Annotated in this window: 18 protein-coding genes and 7 tRNA genes; 7 read left to right on the plus strand and 18 right to left on the minus strand. The window is 62.9% G+C overall.

The genetic code is table 11. The annotated features are described in order from the left end of the window. Positions 1 to 36: 36 nt before the first annotated feature. The 6 genes from LRQ04_RS12660 to LRQ04_RS12685 form a co-directional block, all read right to left on the minus strand. Complete coding sequence (locus tag LRQ04_RS12660; RefSeq protein ID WP_211714097.1) at positions 37 to 693, minus strand: DUF3000 domain-containing protein; 657 nt, start codon at positions 691 to 693, stop codon at positions 37 to 39. Positions 694 to 756: 63 nt separating this feature from the next. Continuing rightward, positions 757 to 1,869 (minus strand): low specificity L-threonine aldolase, encoded by a 1,113-nt coding sequence (locus LRQ04_RS12665; protein ID WP_374111504.1) that lies wholly within the window; start codon positions 1,867 to 1,869, stop codon positions 757 to 759. 10 nt (positions 1,870 to 1,879) lie between these two features. Continuing rightward, entirely contained in the window at positions 1,880 to 2,608 is a 729-nt protein-coding gene (locus tag LRQ04_RS12670; RefSeq protein WP_235520510.1) for an SDR family NAD(P)-dependent oxidoreductase, read from the minus strand. Next, entirely contained in the window at positions 2,608 to 3,975 is a 1,368-nt protein-coding gene (locus tag LRQ04_RS12675; RefSeq protein WP_235520511.1) for a DUF6421 family protein, read from the minus strand. The genes LRQ04_RS12670 and LRQ04_RS12675 overlap by 1 nt, the downstream gene beginning before the upstream one ends. Before the next feature lie 201 nt (positions 3,976 to 4,176). Further along, a complete protein-coding gene (gene msrB / locus LRQ04_RS12680) occupies positions 4,177 to 4,617 on the minus strand; it encodes a peptide-methionine (R)-S-oxide reductase MsrB (RefSeq protein ID WP_235520512.1) in 441 nt (146 codons plus the stop codon). Positions 4,618 to 4,631: 14 nt separating this feature from the next. Continuing rightward, the gene (locus tag LRQ04_RS12685) at positions 4,632 to 5,123 is read right to left on the minus strand and encodes a hypothetical protein (protein WP_235520513.1); all 492 of its coding nucleotides are present in this window, start codon (positions 5,121 to 5,123) and stop codon (positions 4,632 to 4,634) included. A gap of 120 nt (positions 5,124 to 5,243) precedes the next feature. Here LRQ04_RS12685 and LRQ04_RS12690 point away from each other — a divergent pair, with 120 nt between their 5' ends. Further along, positions 5,244 to 6,530 (plus strand): S9 family peptidase, encoded by a 1,287-nt coding sequence (locus LRQ04_RS12690; protein WP_235520514.1) that lies wholly within the window; start codon positions 5,244 to 5,246, stop codon positions 6,528 to 6,530. A gap of 6 nt (positions 6,531 to 6,536) precedes the next feature. Here LRQ04_RS12690 and ybaK read toward each other — a convergent pair whose 3' ends face one another. From ybaK to LRQ04_RS12705, 3 genes are all read right to left on the minus strand, one after another. Next, positions 6,537 to 7,031: a Cys-tRNA(Pro) deacylase gene (ybaK, locus tag LRQ04_RS12695; RefSeq protein WP_235520515.1), complete on the minus strand. Its 495-nt coding sequence runs from the start codon at positions 7,029 to 7,031 to the stop codon at positions 6,537 to 6,539. Between the two features lie 18 nt (positions 7,032 to 7,049). Further along, a complete protein-coding gene (locus LRQ04_RS12700; RefSeq protein WP_235520516.1) occupies positions 7,050 to 7,517 on the minus strand; it encodes a SufE family protein in 468 nt (155 codons plus the stop codon). Between the two features lie 73 nt (positions 7,518 to 7,590). Next, the gene (locus LRQ04_RS12705) at positions 7,591 to 8,517 is read right to left on the minus strand and encodes a sulfurtransferase (protein ID WP_235520517.1); all 927 of its coding nucleotides are present in this window, start codon (positions 8,515 to 8,517) and stop codon (positions 7,591 to 7,593) included. A gap of 203 nt (positions 8,518 to 8,720) precedes the next feature. Between LRQ04_RS12705 and zapE the strand changes: the two genes are divergently transcribed. Continuing rightward, positions 8,721 to 9,761: a cell division protein ZapE gene (zapE, locus tag LRQ04_RS12710; RefSeq protein ID WP_235520518.1), complete on the plus strand. Its 1,041-nt coding sequence runs from the start codon at positions 8,721 to 8,723 to the stop codon at positions 9,759 to 9,761. A 1-nt stretch (position 9,762) separates the two neighbouring features. Here the strand turns inward: zapE and LRQ04_RS12715 are convergent, their stop codons facing one another. The 9 genes from LRQ04_RS12715 to LRQ04_RS12755 all read right to left on the minus strand — a co-directional run bounded on the left by LRQ04_RS12715 (position 9,763) and on the right by LRQ04_RS12755 (position 13,713). Continuing rightward, on the minus strand, positions 9,763 to 10,980 hold the full coding sequence (locus LRQ04_RS12715) for a benzoate/H(+) symporter BenE family transporter (protein WP_235520519.1): 1,218 nt from the start codon (positions 10,978 to 10,980) through the stop codon (positions 9,763 to 9,765). Positions 10,981 to 11,089: 109 nt separating this feature from the next. After that, positions 11,090 to 11,320, minus strand: a complete 231-nt coding sequence (locus LRQ04_RS12720) for an antitoxin (RefSeq protein WP_235520520.1) — start codon at positions 11,318 to 11,320, stop codon at positions 11,090 to 11,092. A 95-nt stretch (positions 11,321 to 11,415) separates the two neighbouring features. Further along, positions 11,416 to 12,870, minus strand: coding sequence for an amino acid permease (locus tag LRQ04_RS12725; RefSeq protein ID WP_235520521.1), 1,455 nt, complete (start codon positions 12,868 to 12,870; stop codon positions 11,416 to 11,418). Positions 12,871 to 13,047: 177 nt separating this feature from the next. Then, a tRNA-Gly gene (locus LRQ04_RS12730) sits at positions 13,048 to 13,123 on the minus strand. Positions 13,124 to 13,180: 57 nt separating this feature from the next. Beyond that, positions 13,181 to 13,255, minus strand: a tRNA-Val gene (locus LRQ04_RS12735). Between the two features lie 25 nt (positions 13,256 to 13,280). Then, positions 13,281 to 13,353, minus strand: a tRNA-Gly gene (locus LRQ04_RS12740). A 57-nt stretch (positions 13,354 to 13,410) separates the two neighbouring features. Next, positions 13,411 to 13,485: transfer RNA gene (locus LRQ04_RS12745), tRNA-Val, on the minus strand. Between the two features lie 38 nt (positions 13,486 to 13,523). After that, positions 13,524 to 13,594, minus strand: a tRNA-Cys gene (locus LRQ04_RS12750). Between the two features lie 46 nt (positions 13,595 to 13,640). Continuing rightward, a tRNA-Gly gene (locus LRQ04_RS12755) sits at positions 13,641 to 13,713 on the minus strand. Positions 13,714 to 13,961: 248 nt separating this feature from the next. Between LRQ04_RS12755 and LRQ04_RS12760 the strand changes: the two genes are divergently transcribed. The 5 genes from LRQ04_RS12760 (at position 13,962) to LRQ04_RS12780 (ending at position 18,323) form a co-directional block, all read left to right on the plus strand. After that, a tRNA-Val gene (locus LRQ04_RS12760) sits at positions 13,962 to 14,036 on the plus strand. Between the two features lie 283 nt (positions 14,037 to 14,319). Next, entirely contained in the window at positions 14,320 to 15,201 is an 882-nt protein-coding gene (locus LRQ04_RS12765) for a cytochrome (protein ID WP_235520522.1), read from the plus strand. Between the two features lie 70 nt (positions 15,202 to 15,271). Beyond that, positions 15,272 to 15,844, plus strand: a complete 573-nt coding sequence (gene def / locus LRQ04_RS12770; RefSeq protein ID WP_235520523.1) for a peptide deformylase — start codon at positions 15,272 to 15,274, stop codon at positions 15,842 to 15,844. Continuing rightward, on the plus strand, positions 15,841 to 16,761 hold the full coding sequence (gene fmt / locus LRQ04_RS12775; protein ID WP_235520524.1) for a methionyl-tRNA formyltransferase: 921 nt from the start codon (positions 15,841 to 15,843) through the stop codon (positions 16,759 to 16,761). The genes def and fmt overlap by 4 nt, the downstream gene beginning before the upstream one ends. Then, the gene (locus tag LRQ04_RS12780; protein ID WP_235520525.1) at positions 16,758 to 18,323 is read left to right on the plus strand and encodes an RsmB/NOP family class I SAM-dependent RNA methyltransferase; all 1,566 of its coding nucleotides are present in this window, start codon (positions 16,758 to 16,760) and stop codon (positions 18,321 to 18,323) included. The genes fmt and LRQ04_RS12780 overlap by 4 nt, the downstream gene beginning before the upstream one ends. Positions 18,324 to 18,387: the final 64 nt, after the last annotated feature.

The raw sequence follows: 18,387 nt of genomic DNA on the forward strand, positions 1-18,387 counted from the left end.
GGGCGCCGGTGAGGTGGCCAGTGGAATGTTCCGGGGTCAATTGAGCCTCCTGTTGGGTAGTCCGGTAACCCCTGGGGGCAGGGGCGGCAGTCCCGCGAAGGTGCAGACCATGTCGGACCAGGCTTCCAGATGGGCCTGGACGTCGGCGCTGGCCGGCGTCCAGGAGGCGCGGAGTTCGATGTCGATGGTGTCCGGTCGTTCTGCCAGGGTGCCAAAGCTCTCGGAAAGAATCCTGGTGGCCGTGCCTCCGGCCGCACGATGGGGAGCCGCATGGTTCTCGAGCGCATCCACCAGCCACGTCCACGCTACGGAGCCCAGCATGGCATCATTGCCCATTTCGGCGTCCATTTGGGCCCGGATGTATGTGACAATGCGGAACTCGCCCTCCCACACTGCGGATCCGTCGGGGTCGTGCAGGAGGATGAAGCGGCCCGTGGCGAGCTCGTCGTCGTCGTCCGTGGACGGACTGTTGGCGTGGCTTTGGGCGAAGGCTTTGGCGGCTGGCCCGTGGACTGGAACCTGCCGGGTGGCTGCGGTGGGACTGAACACTTCCGCGCCCAAGGCCACGGCATAGGGCGCCAGCCGGGCCGGGGCAGGGATCTCCTCAAGCCGCAATTCGCTGCGGCATTGTGCTTTGCGTAGCGTTCCCAGGGCGAAGAGAAAATCCGCGGGAACCTGTGCGAGGGCGTTCACCCTCGCAGATTATGCGTTCGGGGCGGCGATTCTGTGCAGGCTCGCCGCCCCGAAGCGCAAGGGTTACTTGGACCCAAGCTCGCGCCGGATCCCTTCAACGAAGGCATCGATGTCCTCTGGCGTGGTGTCGAAGGAGCACATCCACCGGACCTCGCGCCGGGCGGCGTCCCAGTCATAAAACGCGAATGACTTCCGAAGCCGGTCGGCTACGCCCTCGGGGAGGATAGCGAAGACCCCGTTGGACTGCGTCGCCTGGGTAGGTTCAACGCCGTCGATCTCTTCCACGGCGGCGCGGAGGCGGGCCGCCATGGCATTGGCGTGTTCAGCGGAGCGCAGCCAGAGTCCATCTTCGAGCAAGGCGATGAACTGGGCGGAGATGAACCGCATCTTGGATGCGAGTTGCATGTTCATCTTGCGCAGGAACTTCAGGCCGTCCGCTGCCTCGGGGTTCAAAGCCACCACGACCTCACCGAAGAGCAGCCCGTTCTTGGTGCCGCCAAAGGAGAGGATGTCCACGCCGGCGTCGCGGGTGAATGCGCGCAGGGGCACCCCAAGGTGGGCCGCTGCGTTGGCCAGCCGGGCTCCATCCATATGCAATTTCATGCCCTTGGAGTGGGCGTGGTCGGCAATGGCGCGTACTTCCTCGGGCGTGTAGCAGGTGCCCAGCTCAGTGGTTTGGGTGATGGAGACGACCAGGGGCTGGGCGCGGTGCTCATCGCCCCAGCCCCATGCTTCGCGGTCAATCAGCTCAGGAGTGAGCTTGCCGTCGTCCGTAGGCACCTGGAGGAGCTTGATTCCACCGATGCGCTCCGGCGCCCCATTCTCATCCATGTTGATGTGCGCGGTGGATGCACAGATAACAGCGCCCCACCGTGGGAGCAGGGACTGCAGGGACAGGACGTTGGCGCCCGTGCCGTTGAAGACGGGGAAGCTCTCGATACCAGGCCCGAACTGCTGCTCCAGGACCTCCTGGAGCCTGGCCGTGTACACGTCCTCGCCGTAGGAAACCTGGTGTCCGCCATTGGCGGCGGCCAAGGCAGCAAGAATTTCGGGGTGCACGCCGGAATAGTTATCCGATGCAAATCCACGGACCGCCGGATCGTGCAGTTGTACCGGCCCGGCCGTGCCGGGCGCGCTGAGGATTGCCTCTGTTGTGCTTGTCACTGGTTCGTTCACGCTTTCAAGTCTATTTGGCCAGCAGGATGCGCTGGCCGTTCAGTTCGCTGGCGGCTTGTTCAAAAAGGCCGACGGCGGCAGCAGCCAGGTCTTCGACGTCCGTGTACCCGGGGAATCGCCGTTCGGGATGCGCCTCCCGCATGCCGGCGTCGACGAGGGCCTTCACCACGAAGACCACCGCGGCGCTGTGCTGCTCGGTGGGAGCGTCCTTGGTGCCCGACTGTTCGCGGCGGAATCCATCGGCTACCGCCAGGGTCCAGGCTTCCGCTGCAGCTTTCGCGGCAGCGTAGCTGGCGGCTGAAGCGGTTGGGGCCGAGGCGCTTGTGGATGACACCATTGCAAGCCGTCCGTGCGCAGATGCTTCGAGTTGGCCGTAGAAGACCCTGGAGACGTTGCGCAGGGTCGTGACGGCATTGCGTTCCATCGTGTCCCAGTCGTCGTCGCTTTGATCCTCGATACCCTTTGCGCCGCGCCAACCGCCGACGAGGTGGATCACTCCGTCGACGCCCCCAATGTGCAGCTTTTCGATATCGGAGTTCAGTTCGCGAACCGCCTCAAGGCTGGCGAGGTCGCACACCAAGGGGGTGACGTCCTGGCCGGTTTCAGCCGCGGCGGCCTTGATGCGGGCTTCATCCGATCCCACCGTGATGACACGGTGCCCTGCTGCAGCCAGCGCACGGGCGGCGGCAACGCCCGAAGCGCTGCTGCCGCCCGTCACCAAAATGGTCAATGCGGTCATCAGGCCGCCGTCGAACCGGTGATGCCGGTGGTGGATTCGATCACGGGGCGCATTTTCTTCTCCAGTGCTTCGTAGAACATGGACAGCGGGAATTCATCGTCCAGGACCTGGTCCGTGAGGCCACGCGGCGGTCCATCCAGGGGAAGGGCGTCCGGGCCCTTCGTCCAAACGGACGCCGGGTGCGGGGTCACGGTGCTCGAAATGAGCTCGTAAGCGGCCAGCCAGTGCGCTGCCTTGGGACGGTCAATGGAACGCCAGTATAGTTCCTCGATCTGTGCGCCAAGCTCCACTACGACGGCGGCTGCTTCGTCCCAGTCAATGCTGAGCTTGCTGTCCGTCCAGTGCAGGACCCGGTGCTGGTGCATCCAGGCAAACAGGAGCTGGCCGCCGAGTCCGTCGTAATTGCGTACACGGCTGCCGGTGATGGCGAAGCGGAAGATCCGGTCGAAAATCACGGCGTACTGGACAAGCTTTGCGTGCTTGCGGGCATCGGGATCGGCGGTCTCGTCCTTTTCGATGCGGACGGATTCCCGGAAAGCGGTGAGGTCGCAGCGCAGTTCCTCGAGCGAGTAGAGGAAGAAAGGCATCCGCTGCTTGATCATGAACGGGTCGAAGGGCAGGTCGCCGCGCATGTGCGTGCGGTCGTGGATCAGGTCCCACATCACGAACGTCCGCTGGGTGAGCTCCTGGTCGGAGATCAGCTGGGCTGCGTCAGCCGGCAATTCCAGGGACGTGGTCTCGGCAGCGGCTTTGAGCACGCGGCGGAAGCGGGCGGCCTCGCGGTCGGCGAAAATGGCCCCCCATGTGAAGGTGGGCGTCTCGCGGACGGCGACGGTCTCGGGGAAGAGGACCGCCGAGTTGGTGTCGTAGCCCGGGGTGAAGTCCACGAAGCGGATGGGGACGAAGAGCTTGTTCGAGTAGTCGCCTGCTTCCAGGCCACCAATGAACTCCGGCCAAATGACCTCGATCAGGACTGCTTCGACCAGCCGGTTGGTGCTGCCGTTCTGCGTGTACATGGGGAAGACCACCAGGTGCTGCAGGCCGTCAACGCGCTGCTCCTGCGGCTGGAAGGCCTGGAGTGAGTCCAGGAAGTCCGGTACGCCGAAGCCTTCGGCTGCCCACCGGCCGAAGTCTTCGACCAGCAGTTGGAGGTATCGGGCGTCATGGGGAAAGTGTGGGGCCAGTGCGGTGATGGCCTCCGAGATCGTGGCTATGAGGCGGCCGGCTTCGCCGTGGGCTGCAGGATCGGCAATGGAGCCGTCCTGTTCCTGGTGCGCCTGCAGGGCGGTGGCCGCAGTCTTGAGTGAAGTCCACTCGGCGTTGTCGGCGGTGACACGCGGGAGGGTGGGGGTGGCGGTAATCGTCATGGAACTCGGCCCTTTCGAAGTAGTAATTGCTTCTGGGCCGAGCGTAGCAAGCGAAAAGTATTGCTAATTCAAAAATAGGCTGAGCGTAAGAAACTCTTGGTCATGGCATCAGTGAAAGGCATTTGAGGTCAAGGACACAACAGTTGAAGCCGGCCAGTGAAGTTCCGGACGGACCGCCGCGGCGATCCGTCCGGAGCCCGGTCAGCTCTCTTCCGGATTTACCAGGCGGAGCGAGATGGAGTTGATGCAGAAGCGCTGGTCCGTAGGGGTGTCGTAACCCTCGCCATCGAAAACGTGCCCCAGATGGGAATCGCACGTGGCGCAGCGTACTTCCACCCGGTCCATCCCCATGGTCCGATCATGGAGATACCGGACAGTGCCCTCAGCCAACGGGGCCCAGAAGGACGGCCAGCCACAGTGGGAATCGAACTTTTCCTTGCTGGTAAACAACTGGCTGCCACACGCCCGGCACTGATAGACGCCTTCGGTATGCGTATCCCAGTACTCGCCGGTGTAGGGGCGTTCGGTACCCGCCTGCCGCAGGACCCGGAATTCCTCCGGCGTCAACGCCTCACGCCACTGGGCGTCGGTCTTCTCCACGGCCGCAGATGATGTCTTGCTGGTGTTCTCAGGAGTGTTCATGTCTTCTCCAACGCTCACGAGTCGCCGATAAATCCCGAACCTGCGTACAGGTGCAATACGGGGAGGCCCAGCTGATCCTGTGCTTTGTTGGCCCAGTCCGTGTGGAAGGTGTCCGCAATGGCATGCGGCCGCGTCACGACAACGGCCTGGGCAGCGTTCACCGAACGCACCTTCGACACCAAGCCGGCCACGGCATCGCCGTCGACTACCTCCCCGGCCACGCCACCGCCCAAGCCGGCCAAAGCCGCCAGAGAGGCCGCTAATGTCTCCGAAGCCTCCGCCCGCTCCACCTCGGGGTCAGGCGACTGCGCAGTGAGGTCGCGGAACGCCTTGGCGATATCAAGCAACGAGAGGTTCTCCAGGAAGTCCACCAGGAGATGCCGTTCGGTATTGGAAGGGACCAACACAACCAATGGCGAGTCACCGCCGTCGAGCAGTTTGGAAATATTTACACGGTCTTCGGGGCCAAGGGGCTCTTCTGTCAGGATGACTATGGGATCGCTCATGGCTACAGCGTAGTCCCGGGCAACCTGACCCGCAGGCTTTCGGCGCCCAACATCCCGAACAGGACGCCGCGCGGTCCTTGCCTGCACTGGACGGTGCCCGGAAAAGGCAACAATGGAACCATGGCATCGACATCCCGGTCAGCGAGCGACGCTGCAGAGAAGAAACTGTCCCCCCGCACCAAATGGGCCATTGGCGGCTTCCTGGCAGGCGGGACCGTTGCTGGCTTGCTGGGGGCCGGCTCCTCGGCGCTCGCCGTCTACTTTGCCCGTCGAGTCATTACCCCCGCAGCCCGTCACGAAGACCAGGAAGTCCTGGCCGTCATCCGCGGTGACGACGGGCCCCAAGTCATCCTTGCGGCCACCCCGGACAGCATTATCGACGGCACCTACAGCCTCTTCTTTTCAGGGGGTGCAGGGCACGCGAGGATTGGGCGGATCGTCTCGTATTCGCCCGCCGAACAGACCGTGCTGCGGGAAGTCGAGGAAGTCTACAGCGGCAACCTTTCCGAAGCCCGCCGGGCCTGGTGGAGCGGTGCTACCTATCCGGACCCGGCTGCCATGGGCCTCAAGGCCGAAAATGTGGACATAGAGGTCGACGGCGGCAAGGCGCCTGCGTGGTTGATCCGCGCCGAAGCCTCGGCGCCGGCACCGGTCTGGGCCATCATGGTCCACGGCAGGGGTGCCACCCGCATTGAAGGGCTCCGTGCGGTGCCCGTTGCACGGGAGCTTGGCATGGACAGCCTGTTGATTTCCTACCGAAATGACGGGCTTGCTCCTTCGGCTCTGGACGGACGGTATGGCCTGGGATCCACGGAATGGCGCGACGTGGAGGCCGCCATCGACTACGCCCTGGAAAACGGCGCACGTGAAATCGTGTTGTTCGGCTGGTCCATGGGTGGTGCCATCAGCCTGCAAACCGCGGATCTGTCCAAGCATCGCCTGGCTATTCGGGCGATGGTGCTGGATGCCCCGGTCATCAATTGGGTTAATGTGATGGCCCACCATGCCGAGATGAACAGGATCCCCTACACCGTGGGACGTTACGGCCAGATGATGTTGACCCACCCCCTGGGCCGCCGGCTCACCGGGCTGGCTGCCCCGGTGGACCTGAAGGCCATGGATTGGGAGGCCCGCGCCGTTGAGCTGCGCACGCCCACCCTGCTCATTCACAGCGTGGACGACGACTACGTACCGTTCGGGCCATCAGCCAGCCTTGCGGAGAAGAACCCGGAAATGGTCACCTTCGAGCCTTTTGACGGTGCCAGGCACACGAAAGAGTGGAACGTTGATCCCGAACGCTGGGAGCGGCTGGTCCGGTCCTGGCTGCGACGGCAACTGGCACCCCGGAACAACCCCGGCCGGAGCGGTTCAACAGGGCACGGCACCGGGTCAGGGCCGGTTGGCTGAACGAGGCTACTTGCCCGTGCCGATCGATGCGGTAATGGCCTTGGTCAAGCTGACAAGGTCAGAGGGTGAAAGTTCGATGTCCAAACCCCTTCGGCCCCCTGAAACCAGGATGGTCTCGAAAGCCAAGGCTGAGTCGTCAAGGACAGTGGGGGAGGGCTGGCGCTGCCCCAACGGCGAAATGCCGCCGAGAACGTAGCCTGTGCGGCGTTCGGCCGCTTTGGGGTCCGCCATTGCTGCCTTCTTGGTGCCCAGGGAGGCAGCTACCGACTTCAGGTCAAGATTCCCGGATACCGGCACGATGGCGACCGCCAAACGCCCCTCGACCTCCACCATGAGTGTTTTGAAGACACGTGCGGGATCGATCCCCAGGACTTCGGCCGCTTCCAGTCCATAACTGGGGGCCGACGGATCATGGGCGTAGGGGTGCAGGACAAAAGGAACGCCGGCCGCAGCGAGTGCTGCAGTGGCCGGCGTTCCCTGTGAAGCCATTTTCTTGGCCATACCGTGTGAGGGTGCCTTTCAGTGTTCCAGGCGGTGCGCCGCCGAGACCTTCCGCTTGATCCGGCCGAGCATGGCGGTCATTCCGCGCATGCGCAGGGGCGTGATGGCCCGCGTCAACCCGAGAAGCTCCGGCATGTCATCCGGAACCGCAAGGATCTCCTCGGCCGTCAGTCCGTCCAGGCCTTCATGGAGCACGCCAGCGAAGCCGCGCGTTGTGGGTGCTTCCTGCGGAGCCTTGAAGAACAACCGGTAGGCGCGGGGGCCGCCAGGGTTTTCCCCGTTCTTCTCCGACTCAATGGTCAGGAACAAGGGGGACTGGCACTCGACTACCTGCTCCAGCAGCTCCGGGTGGTCTTTCAGGCGCTCAGGAAGCTCCGGCAAACCCCTGGAGAACTCAAGGAGCAGCTGCAGGCGGTCAGGCTCCGTCAGGGCCTGGAAGTCATCGACGATTTCCGCCAGCGCGGCGGGCAAGGTATGGGTACTCATCTTTTCCAGCTTACGCACAACAACGGCAAATGCATCGTGCCGGCCGGAACACTACGGGGGCCATGGGATGCCGTTAGTTGCGGACCAGTGCCGCTGGAACCGAACCGCGCTCGGAGCCTTTGGCGATGGGAACGCGGACGGCATTGCCCCACTCAGTCCAGGAACCGTCATAGTTGCGTACGGTGTCGAAGCCCAGGAGGTATTTCAGGGCGAACCAGGTGTGGCTGGACCGCTCGCCGATGCGGCAGTAGGCCACAACGTCGTCACCGGGTTCAAGGCCGGCCTCGCCAAGGTAAAGTGCTTCGAGCTCTTCGCGGCTGCGGTAGGTGCCGTCTTCGGCTGCGGCACGTGCCCAGGGAATCGAAGCAGCAGTAGGAATGTGGCCGCCGCGCAGGGCTCCCTCTTCCGGGTAGGCGGGCATGTGGGTGCGCTGGCCGGTGTATTCCTCGGGGGAGCGGACATCGATCAGCGGGTTGCCCAGGTGCGCCAGGACGTCTTCCTTGAAGGCGCGGATGGGAGCATCGTTGCGTTCGACTTCGGGGTACTCGCCTGGGGCCGGCTGCGATGCATCGGTGGTCAGCTCGCGGCCCTCGGCGATCCACTTGTCACGGCCGCCGTCGAGGAGGCGGACGTCGCTGTGGCCGAAGAGGGTGAAGACCCACAGCGCGTAGGCGGCCCACCAGTTGGACTTGTCACCGTAAATGACAACGGTGCTGTCGCGGGAGATGCCCTTGGATGCGGCGAGGGCGGCGAAAGCGGCACCGTCTACGTAGTCGCGTGTGACTTCGTCATTCAGGTCTGTGTGCCAGTCGATCTTCACTGCGCCCGGGATGTGTCCGGTTTCGTACAGCAGGACGTCTTCATCGGACTCCACGACTACCAGTTTGCCGTCGGCGATGGCGCCATCGGCAAGTGCTGCCGCAAGCCACTCAGTGGAGACGAGGCGTTCAGGGTTCGCGTAGGCGGCGAACTTTTCATTCTGTTCAACGGGGTAGGACATTTGATGGCCTTTCACTGACAACGGACGGAGCCGGGCCTTGGTTCATCAGGTGGCCGCCCGGCCTTTCCAACACTAACCACGGCCCGGTGCGATTGCTTCCCCAGCGGTCACATGGTGAAACATGGCTTTGGTCACGTGGCCGTTCTGCCGTTCCTTATGCCGGTATTCTTGCTGGGGACCCACAACCGAAGGAACGGATCACAGTGGTACAGATCGAACAACTGGCTGCCCGCACACCGGCAGTCTCCGTGGAGGAACTCCTCAAGGGTTTCTACCCCTCTCCGCGATTCGGAGAGGTATCGTTCGACAGCTACCGGCCGGACCCTTCGCAGCCGAGCCAAGCCAACGCCGTGAAACTGCTGTCCGCCTTTGCCGATGGCGTGGGCTCGGACGATAGTGGTGGGCTTTTCAAGAAGTTGTTCGCCAAAAAGGCCCCTGCCACCAGGGCGGGCATCTACCTTGACGGCGGATTCGGTGTTGGCAAAACACACCTCTTGGCGTCGCTGTGGCACCGCTCACCGGGGCCTAAGGCTTTCGGAACCTTTGTGGAGTACACCAACCTTGTTGGCGCTCTTTCGTTCCGCAAGACCGTGGAAGCGCTGAGCAGCTACAAACTGGTCTGCATCGACGAATTCGAACTCGACGATCCAGGCGACACCGTTTTGATGTCGCGCCTCATGCGCGAACTGGCCGACGCCGGGGTCAAGCTCGCCGCGACGTCGAACACCTTGCCCGGTTCCCTGGGTGAAGGCCGTTTTGCCGCCGTCGACTTCCAGCGCGAGATCCAGGTGCTCGCCGACCAGTTCGACGTCGTCAGGATCGACGGCGAGGACTTCCGCCACCGTGGCCTTCCTGCGGCACCTGCACCCCTGAAGACCGAAGAGCTGAAGCATCGCATGCGTGCCGAATTCGACGGCAAGACAGTGGCTGTCGACGATTTCCGCACCCTGGTCAACCACCTGGCCGCGGTCCACCCGAGCCGGTACCGCCAGTTGCTTTCCGGGGTGGAGGCAGTGGTGTGGAGCGATGTCGAAACCATCACTGAGCAGGCCGTTGCACTGAGGTTCGTAGTGCTCGCGGACCGTCTCTACGACAAGGATGTTCCAATTCTCGCCAGCGGAGTCCCGTTCGATCAGCTCTTTACGGAAGAGATGATGACCGGCGGTTACATGAAGAAGTACTTCCGGGCGGTCTCCAGGCTCACGGCGCTGGCCCGTGAGGCACAAAACCACGAACCTGCCTGAGTCAGTCCTTCGGAAGTGGTGTCCGGCTCTTCAGCATCCACCGCACCAGGATGCCACCGGCCAGTGCCCAGAACGCGGCGCCCACTCCAGCGAAGCTCAAGCCTGACGCTGCGAGCAGGAACGTGATGCACGCCGGTATGCGTTCTTCCGCTGCGGCCAGTGCCGAAGAAATCGACGAGGCAAGCGTGCCCAGGAGCGCAAGCCCTGCCACCGCTTCAAGCAGTCCGGGCGGGGCCGCTGCCACGATGGTGACGAGTGCGGCAGAACCAGCTGCCAAAGCCAGGTAGGCCAGTCCCGAGACAAAGGCCGCGATCCAGCGCCGATCGTGGTCCTTTCCGGCTTCCTCGCCGGCTGCCAGTGCCGCGCTGAGGGCTGCCAGGTTGATGGCATGGCCACCGAAAGGGGCTCCAGCAACGGTTCCGGCCCCCGTCACCAGCATGGACGGCCGCCACGGCGTGGTGTAGCCGAATGATTTCAGGACGGCCACCCCTGGGATGTTCTGTGAGGCCATGGTCACGATGAAGAGTGGCAGGGCCAGCCCCACGGCAGCTTCCACGGTGAACGCGGGCGTTGTCCACTCAAGCCGGGGGAGGAAGCCCTCAGCGGGGATGTTGGCACCGCTGGAGGCGATGTGGATGCCGATGACGGCCAAGGCCACCAGCAGCGACCCTGGAACAGACCAGCGGGGTGCAAATTTCATCAGGACGATCCAGCACAGGAGCACCGGGGCGACCAGCAGTGGCGCCGAGCCCAGGGACTTGAAAGGGGCCAGGCAGAGGGGAAGCAGAACGCCAGCCAGCATGGCCTGTGCCAGAGCCGTGGGGATCTTTGCCATGATCCTGCCAAGAACAGGGAGCAATCCGGTCAGGAGGATCAGCACCCCCACCAGCAGGAACGCTCCCACGGCTGCCGGCCAGCCGCCGTCGACCATCCCAGCGGAGGCGAGAAGCGCTGCTCCGGGCGTGGACCAGGCCAGGGTGACCGGCATTTTGGACCTCCAGGAGAGCCATAGGATACCGAGCCCGAAAGTCAGTGTCAGCGCCAGCAGGCCACTGGACGCTTGCCCCTGGTTGGCGCCGACGGCTTTCAACCCTGCCAGGACGACGGCAAATGATGAGGTGAAACCAACCAGTGCCGTGACAATTCCTGCGGTCACCGGCGGTCCCAAGGCCTCCTTGCGGACATGGCGTTCAGTGGTCGTCGGGGAAGGGGAAGGCATAGGCACAAAAATACCCGACCATCGGAGTTGTTAAACGCCAAGGGCACCGGTGGCGCCTCTCGGCGGGACCGGTGCCCCCTTGACGTATCTGGTACGGCGGCTCAGGCAGCTACGGCTGCTTCGGCTCATCCGCGACGGGAGCCTGTGGCTCGCCGTCATTTTTAGCCACGAAGTCGGAAGCGGCATTCTGGACCGAATCGACCTGACCGGCGAACTTGCCGCCTGTCTTCTCGTCGATGAAGTCCCCGGCTTTCTCGATGCCATTCTTGATGGCTTCCTCGTTGCCTTGAATGAGACCCTGAGCCTTGCCCTTCAGGTCGTCAATTATACCCACGGGCACCTCCCTTCCTTCGCGGAGCCAGTTCGCTCCTCCGCGTCCGACCCTAACACCAGTTGACAGAGGTGCCAAGGCTTAAACGCAGGCCTGTGGACAAACTACGCCGAGGGCGTAGTTACCGTCTTGTGGCGGGGGCTGTCCGGGTTCATGAGTGAGTGCTTACGGCCGTAGGAGAAGTAGATCACCAAGCCGATGACCAGCCACACCCCAAACCGAACCCAGGTTTCCCAGTGGAGCTGGAACATCAGGAAGGCCGAAGCCAGGACGCCGAATGCCGGGACGAGGGGCATCAGCGGCAGACGGAACGTACGGGGTGCATTCGGCTTGGTGTAGCGGAACACGATCACCGAAACGCAGACCACCACGAAGGCGGCGAGGATACCGATGTTGGTGAGGTCGGCGACTTCCTTGATGGGGAAGACGCCGGCCAGGAATGCCGAGGCGATGCCGGCAATCCAGGTAACACGCTGGGGAGTGCCGTTCCGGTCGGTCTTGGCGAACCATCCGGGCAGCAGTCCGTCGCGGCTCATGGAGAACCACACGCGGGTGACGCCCAGGAGGAAGGTCAGCATCACGGTCAGGATGGACAGGACAGCGAACACCGAGATGATGGTTGCGATGACCGGAAGTCCCACGCCGGTGAAGGCGGAGGCAAACCCGGCCGTGGGGTTGATGTCCTTGTAGTTCTGCATGCCCGTGAGGACCAGGGTTGCGGCTACGTAGAGCAGCATGGCGATGATCAGGGACAGGATGATGGCCTTCGGCATGTGCTTCTTGCCGTCCTTGGCCTCCTCAGCGGCGGTACTCATGGCGTCGTAGCCGAACACTGCGAAGAAGACGGTCGCAGCGCCTGCCACGACAGGTCCGAAGCCGCTGGGCATGAATGGGTTGTAGTTCTCGGTGTTCACGTAGAAGATGCCCAAGCCGATGATGAACAGGATCAGGATCACCTTGATGGCGACCGCGACGAGCTCGAACCTGCCGAACGCCTTGGTGCCCCGGCTCAGGATCCAGGTGACGAGGAGGCAGACCAGAATGGCCGGCAAGTTGATGATTCCGCCCTTGCCTTCGTCTGCGGTGGAAGTCATCCACGTGGGCATGTGGATTCCGATGCCCGAAAGGAAGGCGTCGAAGTAGCCGGAGATGCCGATCGCCACAACGGCCACAATGGCAATGTATTCAAGCAAAAGATCCCAGCCAATGAACCAGCCGATGATCTCCCCGAGGGCTACATACCCGTATGTGTAGGCCGAGCCTGCGCGGGGAATCATGCCGGCGAACTCTGCGTAGGAGAGCGCTGCCGCTCCCGAGGCCAGCCCGGCGATCAGGAAGGAAAAGAGGACGGCAGGACCGACACCCGGGTTTCCCTCGCTGCCGTGGGCCACCAGGCCCGCCAGGGAGAAAATCCCGACGCCGATAATTCCGCCGACGCCGATGGCAGTCAGTTGCCAGAGGCCAAGACTTTTAAAAAGTCCGCTGTGCTTGCTTTCTTCTTCGATGTCGTCAATGGGCTTGCGCCTCAGGACGGACTTGGATGCCGTCAATTGGTTCATGGGGGTACTCCTGCCGGTTGGCGTGGAACGGTGATGAGCTCGCAGTACATTATGCGAGCCCAATCACATTAGATAAAGCGACTTCTTCTGAGGTGTATCGGTTACTTCAAATAATGAATGGGAATTCAACGAAAAATGGGCACAAAAAAAGCAGCTCCGAAGAGCTGCTTCTTTATGTGGAGCGGACGACGAGATTCGAACTCGCGACATCCACCTTGGCAAGGTGGTGCTCTACCAGCTGAGCTACGTCCGCACATGTTGCCTGCCAAGCTGACGCCTGGCTTTCAACAACAAACAAGTTGCCTTGTTCTGGTGGGCGATACTGGGATCGAACCAGTGACCTCTTCCGTGTCAGGGAAGCGCGCTACCGCTGCGCCAATCGCCCGTTACCGGGTCCTTCATCGAAGGAGAGCGGACGACGAGATTCGAACTCGCGACATCCACCTTGGCAAGGTGGTGCTCTACCAGCTGAGCTACGTCCGCACATGTTGCCTGCCAAGCTGATGCCTGGCTTTCAACAACAAACAAGTTGCCTTGTTCTGGTGGGCGATACTGGGATCGAACCAGTGACCTCTTCCGTGTCAGGGAAGCGCGCTACCGCTGCGCCAATCGCCCATGCATCCGACAAAAGCCGGAAGACATGGTTTTCACCGAGGTGGGTACGGGATTCGAACCCGTGTATACGGCTTTGCAGGCCGCTGCCTCGCCTCTCGGCCAACCCACCGTGTAAGCAGGATTCCGGGGAATTCTTGCCTTGACAGTGCCTTGCGAGCGGACGACGAGATTCGAACTCGCGACATCCACCTTGGCAAGGTGGTGCTCTACCAGCTGAGCTACGTCCGCAGTGTCGTTTTGGCGGGCAGCCCTTCAGGCATTCCGTCGCTTTCCGACGAGTAAAAACTCTATAGGAGGTTCCTGCAAACTCCAAATCGGTCGCTTGCTTTTGGGTCTGGACGTGGCCGGATCCCTGCAACTACGCGGTTCCTGGCGAGTTTCACGGCTGTAATTCCACGGCTGTAGTTAGGGTGCGGCGGCGAATGCCGGACCCGTTTTGCATTCCGGCGCTGGTCCGTTAGTGTTTTCTATGCACCGGGCGATTGGCGCAGTGGTAGCGCGCTTCGTTCACACCGAAGAGGTCACTGGTTCGAACCCAGTATCGCCCACCAAGAGAAACCCCCTGGACTTTTGTCCGGGGGGTTTCTTGCTGTCTTGGGTTTCTTTGTAGTCCGGACAGATGCGACACGAAATACGCACCCGACGCACTTCCCCAACGTGCGCATACAAGAAGTACCCGAAGAGCCCCACACAGATCCAGAGTCTTCCCTGTGCCTGGGAGACCTGGCTCTGACTGCCCCGATCCTTGCCGCAAAGCTGCGGCGACTGCCGCCGGAGCAGCTCGCCATTCTCTTCCCCTCGGAGAATGTCGGTCCTTTATGACACAGTCTTTATATGACTGCTCCACTGCTTGCCCACGCTACTGACTATGGCCGGATGTACGCCCGCTCCACCACTGAGCAATTCTCCGTGCCATCCATCACCACAGTGATCGGCCAACAGGCCCACACCTTGGACGGATGGTTCAGTTACATGGGCGCAAGCAGCCTGGCTGCCGACCCTGAGCTTCCCGCCATACTCGGAAGTCCGGCCAAAATCCGGCAAGCGATCAACAAAGCATCCAAGTCTGCGGAGCTTTACCGGGACCAGGCCGCTGCCCGCGGTGACAGGGTGCATACATACTGCGAGCAGGTGGCGTTGAGGGCGATGGGGCGGCCGCACCGCATGGAGGAATGCCGGGAAGACCTGGCAGCACACGGCGAACAGGCCTTCGCGGCCCGGTTTGACGAGTGGTGGGATCTCTACCAGGTTGAGCCGCTGGCTCCCGAGATTACGGTCTGGAACTCGACCGTGGGCTACGCGGGGACTTTGGACCTTGTTGCCCGTATCAATGGGCGCATTTGCCTCATCGACTACAAGACCAAGGGGACAACCCGTGATGGGACTGTCAAAGCCCTTGATGACAAGGTGGTCATGCAGCTCACGGCCGGAATGAAGGCCGAAGAAAGCCTGGTGGACCCCGTGGCTGGCCAATGGGAGCCCTGGAAGTATGGTGACAATCCCATGCTGCTCGCTGTCGCAGTAGGCGAAACTGAAGTGCGGCCGCAACGGGCCAACCCTGAGATCCTCAAGCATCACTGGTGGAAGTTCTGCGCTTTGCGCCGGGTGTGGGAGATGTCGGCGGAAGTTGCTGCCGCCGGACAGGCGTTGCTGCCCATCGCCCCGCCTGTGTTCGCGACGGCCGGAGCAGGGCAGGGAACAGCAGCGGCACGGTGACCTCAACTAAACTGGCTTAGGCTCCGCATCACCCGGAGCCGGGTTTGACGAACGTGAGGACTGACAGCACATGGCAATTATGAGTATCCGAATCATTGGGGATCCGGTGTTGCGCACCGTAGCCGATCCCGTTACTGAATTCGGTCCGGAGCTCGCCAAGCTGGTAGCAGACATGACCGAAACCATGGAAGACGTTGAGGGCGCAGGCCTGGCCGCACCCCAGGTTGGAGTTAGTCAGCGCGTTTTCACGTACCGCATCGGTGGCGTGGAGGGCCACATCATCAACCCCGTCCTGGAAAACAGTGAGGATTTCCAGCCCGACGAAGTTGAAGGGTGCCTCTCCATCCCCGGTTTGGGCTTCCCGGTGCGTCGGTACCGGACCACCCGGGCAACCGGCGTGGACCTGAATGGCAACCCCGTTTCGGTGGAAGCCGAAGGTATGTTGGCACGGTGCTTCCAGCATGAAACCGATCACTTGGACGGTATCTTGTACACCGACCGGCTGGAGGGCGAAGACCGGAAAGCGGCCCTCAGGGCCATCCGTAACGCCAACTACCACGCCATCACGGAGCAAACCACGTCCAAGCGTGCCAACTCGGTTGGTTCCAGTTTCGGTGGCAGCAGCTTTGGGGTTTCCGAGTGAGGGTACTTTTCGCGGGCACACCCGCCGTCGCCGTCCCGTCCTTGGATTCTCTTGTCAAAGCCGGGTTCGACGTCGTGGCAGTCCTGACGCGACCCGACGCGCCGGTGGGCCGCAAACGCATCCTGACTCCATCGCCGGTGGCGGCACGTGCCGCGGAACTGGGACTGGACGTCATCAAGGCGGCGAAGGTAGACGCTGATACAACAGCACGCATCGCGGAATTTTCTCCCGACGTGGCCGCGATTGTTGCCTACGGGGGAATCGTCCCGCGCGCAGCGTTGGGCGTACCCACCCACGGTTGGATAAACCTGCACTTCTCCTTGCTGCCGGCGTGGCGCGGTGCTGCACCTGTCCAGCGTTCCATCATTGCCGGCGACGACATCACCGGGGCGGCGACATTCCAACTTGAGGAAGGGCTGGATACCGGCCCCGTTTTCGGGACGCTCACTGAAACCGTCCGCCCGGAAGACACCGCCGGCGACCTTTTGGACCGGCTCTCCGTGAGCGGTGCCGTATTGCTCAGCCAGACGCTTTCCGCGATTGAAGCCGGGCAGGCCGTGGCCCACCCGCAGACCGGTGAAGTGTCGTTGGCTCCCAAGCTGACATTGGATGATGGGCGTCTGGACTGGAGCCAGCCCGCCCTTGCCCTGAATCGAAGGGCCAGGGGTGTCACACCGGAACCGGGGGCCTGGACCACCTTGGACGGCCAGCGGGTCAAACTTGAACCCGTGCTGCCAAGGCCCGATGTGAAGGACCTGGCGCCGGGGACCATCCGTGTGGAAGCAAAATCTGTTCTGGTGGGAACGGGTTCCCACGCCGTAGAGCTTGGCCGGATTCAGCCGGCCGGTAAGAAAATGATGTCGCCGGCCGATTGGGCCCGCGGCTTGGCAGCACCCGAGAGAGTGGTATTCGAATGAGCGAGTCCGGCCGGCGAGGCCCCAACAACAGCGGGAGCCGGGACGGTGGCGGACAGGGCAACCGTGACGGGCAAGCGAACCGTGGCGGACAGGGGAGCAAGCGCAATGCCCAGGGCAGGGAACGCAACAGGGGACCGCAGCGCGGGTTCTCCACCAATGCTCCCGCACAGCGCACGCGCCGCGCCGACCCGGCGCGACTGGTGGCTTTCGAAGTCCTCCGGGCGGTCGCTTCCGAGGACGCCTACGCGAATCTTGTCCTCCCGGCCCGTATCCGCGAGCACCGCCTGGATCGTCGCGATGCCGGTTTCGCCACAGAGCTGAGCTACGGCGCGCTGCGCGGCCAGGGTACTTACGACGCGATCCTGGCCCGGTGCGTGGACCGGCCACTCGAACAGCTTGATCCGGCCATCCTGGATGCGCTGCGAATTGGCGCGCACCAACTGCTGTCCATGCGGGTGCCTGCCCACGCAGCCTTGGACCAGACGGTCGGTTTGGCCCGTGCGGTCATCGGTGCCGGTCCGTCGGCGCTTATCAATGCCGTGCTCCGCAAGGTCACGGCACACACTTGGGATGAGTGGCTGGATACGCTCCTCGACCAGGAAACGGATGAGACGCGGATCGCCGCCCTGCGCCATGCACACCCGGAGTGGATTGTTCGTGCGCTGCGCCAGTCCTTGGTGAACCATGGTCGTCCAAAGTCCGAGATTGACGCACTCCTTGAGGCCGACAATGCGGCGCCCGTGGTTAATTTGGTGGCGCTGCCCGGACTGGGAGACCTGGACGAAGCATTTGATAACGGTGCCACTGCAGGCGAGCTGGTGGAAGGTTCTGCCCTCTCGGCCGGTGGCGACCTGGGCCGCTTCGAATCTGTCCGCCGCGGCACCACCCGGGTCCAGGACGTCGGCTCGCAGTTGGTTGCCCGCGCCTTGGCCGGCGTAGACCTCGACGGTGCTTCGCAGGACGGGGAACGGTGGCTGGACTTGTGTGCCGGACCCGGAGGCAAAGCTGCGCTGCTTGCCGCCTTGGCCCATCGTGACGGGGCCACCCTTCTGGCTAATGAACCCGCACCGCACCGCGCGAAGCTTGTCCAACAAGCGCTATCAGCTGTCCCCGCTGAGAGCTGGACTGTGCGGACCGGCGATGGGCGGGAGGTTGGTACGGAGCAGCCCGAGGCCTTCGACCGTGTACTGGTGGACGTCCCCTGCAGCGGATTGGGAGCTCTGCGACGGCGGCCGGAATCGCGCTGGCGCCGCTCACCGAAGGACATCGGCGACCTCGGCCCACTGCAGCGCGACCTCTTAAAGTCGGCAATTGACGCGGTCAGGCCCGGCGGTGTGGTGGCTTATGTGACATGCTCGCCGCACCCGGCGGAAACAACCGCTGTTGTGGGCGACGTGCTGGGCAAGCGTGAGGATCTTGAACTGCTCGACGCCGGACTGGCACTCGACCATGTCAGCCTCACCGGCAGCCTCGGTGCCGGCCACGAGCAGACGGCCCAACTGTGGCCGCATATCCACCAGACGGACGCGATGTTCATGGCGGTTATCCGCAAGAAAGCCTAGTCACATACATGCAGCCGCAACGGACGATGTGTCCGTTGCGGCAGCCCGTTCACCATCTACCCGA

The organism is Paenarthrobacter sp. AR 02, from assembly GCF_021538675.1.
GTDB lineage: Bacteria > Actinomycetota > Actinomycetes > Actinomycetales > Micrococcaceae > Arthrobacter.

Coding starts and splice junctions, on each gene's coding strand:
- LRQ04_RS12670 (WP_235520510.1), bottom strand. CDS start 2,608: ATGACCGCATTGACCATTTTGGTGACGGGCGGCAGCAGCGCTTCGGGC.
- LRQ04_RS12675 (WP_235520511.1), bottom strand. CDS start 3,975: ATGACGATTACCGCCACCCCCACCCTCCCGCGTGTCACCGCCGACAAC.
- msrB (WP_235520512.1), bottom strand. CDS start 4,617: ATGAACACTCCTGAGAACACCAGCAAGACATCATCTGCGGCCGTGGAG.
- LRQ04_RS12685 (WP_235520513.1), bottom strand. CDS start 5,123: ATGAGCGATCCCATAGTCATCCTGACAGAAGAGCCCCTTGGCCCCGAA.
- LRQ04_RS12690 (WP_235520514.1), top strand. CDS start 5,244: ATGGCATCGACATCCCGGTCAGCGAGCGACGCTGCAGAGAAGAAACTG.
- ybaK (WP_235520515.1), bottom strand. CDS start 7,031: ATGGCCAAGAAAATGGCTTCACAGGGAACGCCGGCCACTGCAGCACTC.
- LRQ04_RS12700 (WP_235520516.1), bottom strand. CDS start 7,517: ATGAGTACCCATACCTTGCCCGCCGCGCTGGCGGAAATCGTCGATGAC.
- LRQ04_RS12705 (WP_235520517.1), bottom strand. CDS start 8,517: ATGTCCTACCCCGTTGAACAGAATGAAAAGTTCGCCGCCTACGCGAAC.
- LRQ04_RS12715 (WP_235520519.1), bottom strand. CDS start 10,980: ATGCCTTCCCCTTCCCCGACGACCACTGAACGCCATGTCCGCAAGGAG.
- LRQ04_RS12725 (WP_235520521.1), bottom strand. CDS start 12,870: ATGAACCAATTGACGGCATCCAAGTCCGTCCTGAGGCGCAAGCCCATT.
- LRQ04_RS12765 (WP_235520522.1), top strand. CDS start 14,320: ATGACTGCTCCACTGCTTGCCCACGCTACTGACTATGGCCGGATGTAC.
- def (WP_235520523.1), top strand. CDS start 15,272: ATGGCAATTATGAGTATCCGAATCATTGGGGATCCGGTGTTGCGCACC.
- LRQ04_RS12780 (WP_235520525.1), top strand. CDS start 16,758: ATGAGCGAGTCCGGCCGGCGAGGCCCCAACAACAGCGGGAGCCGGGAC.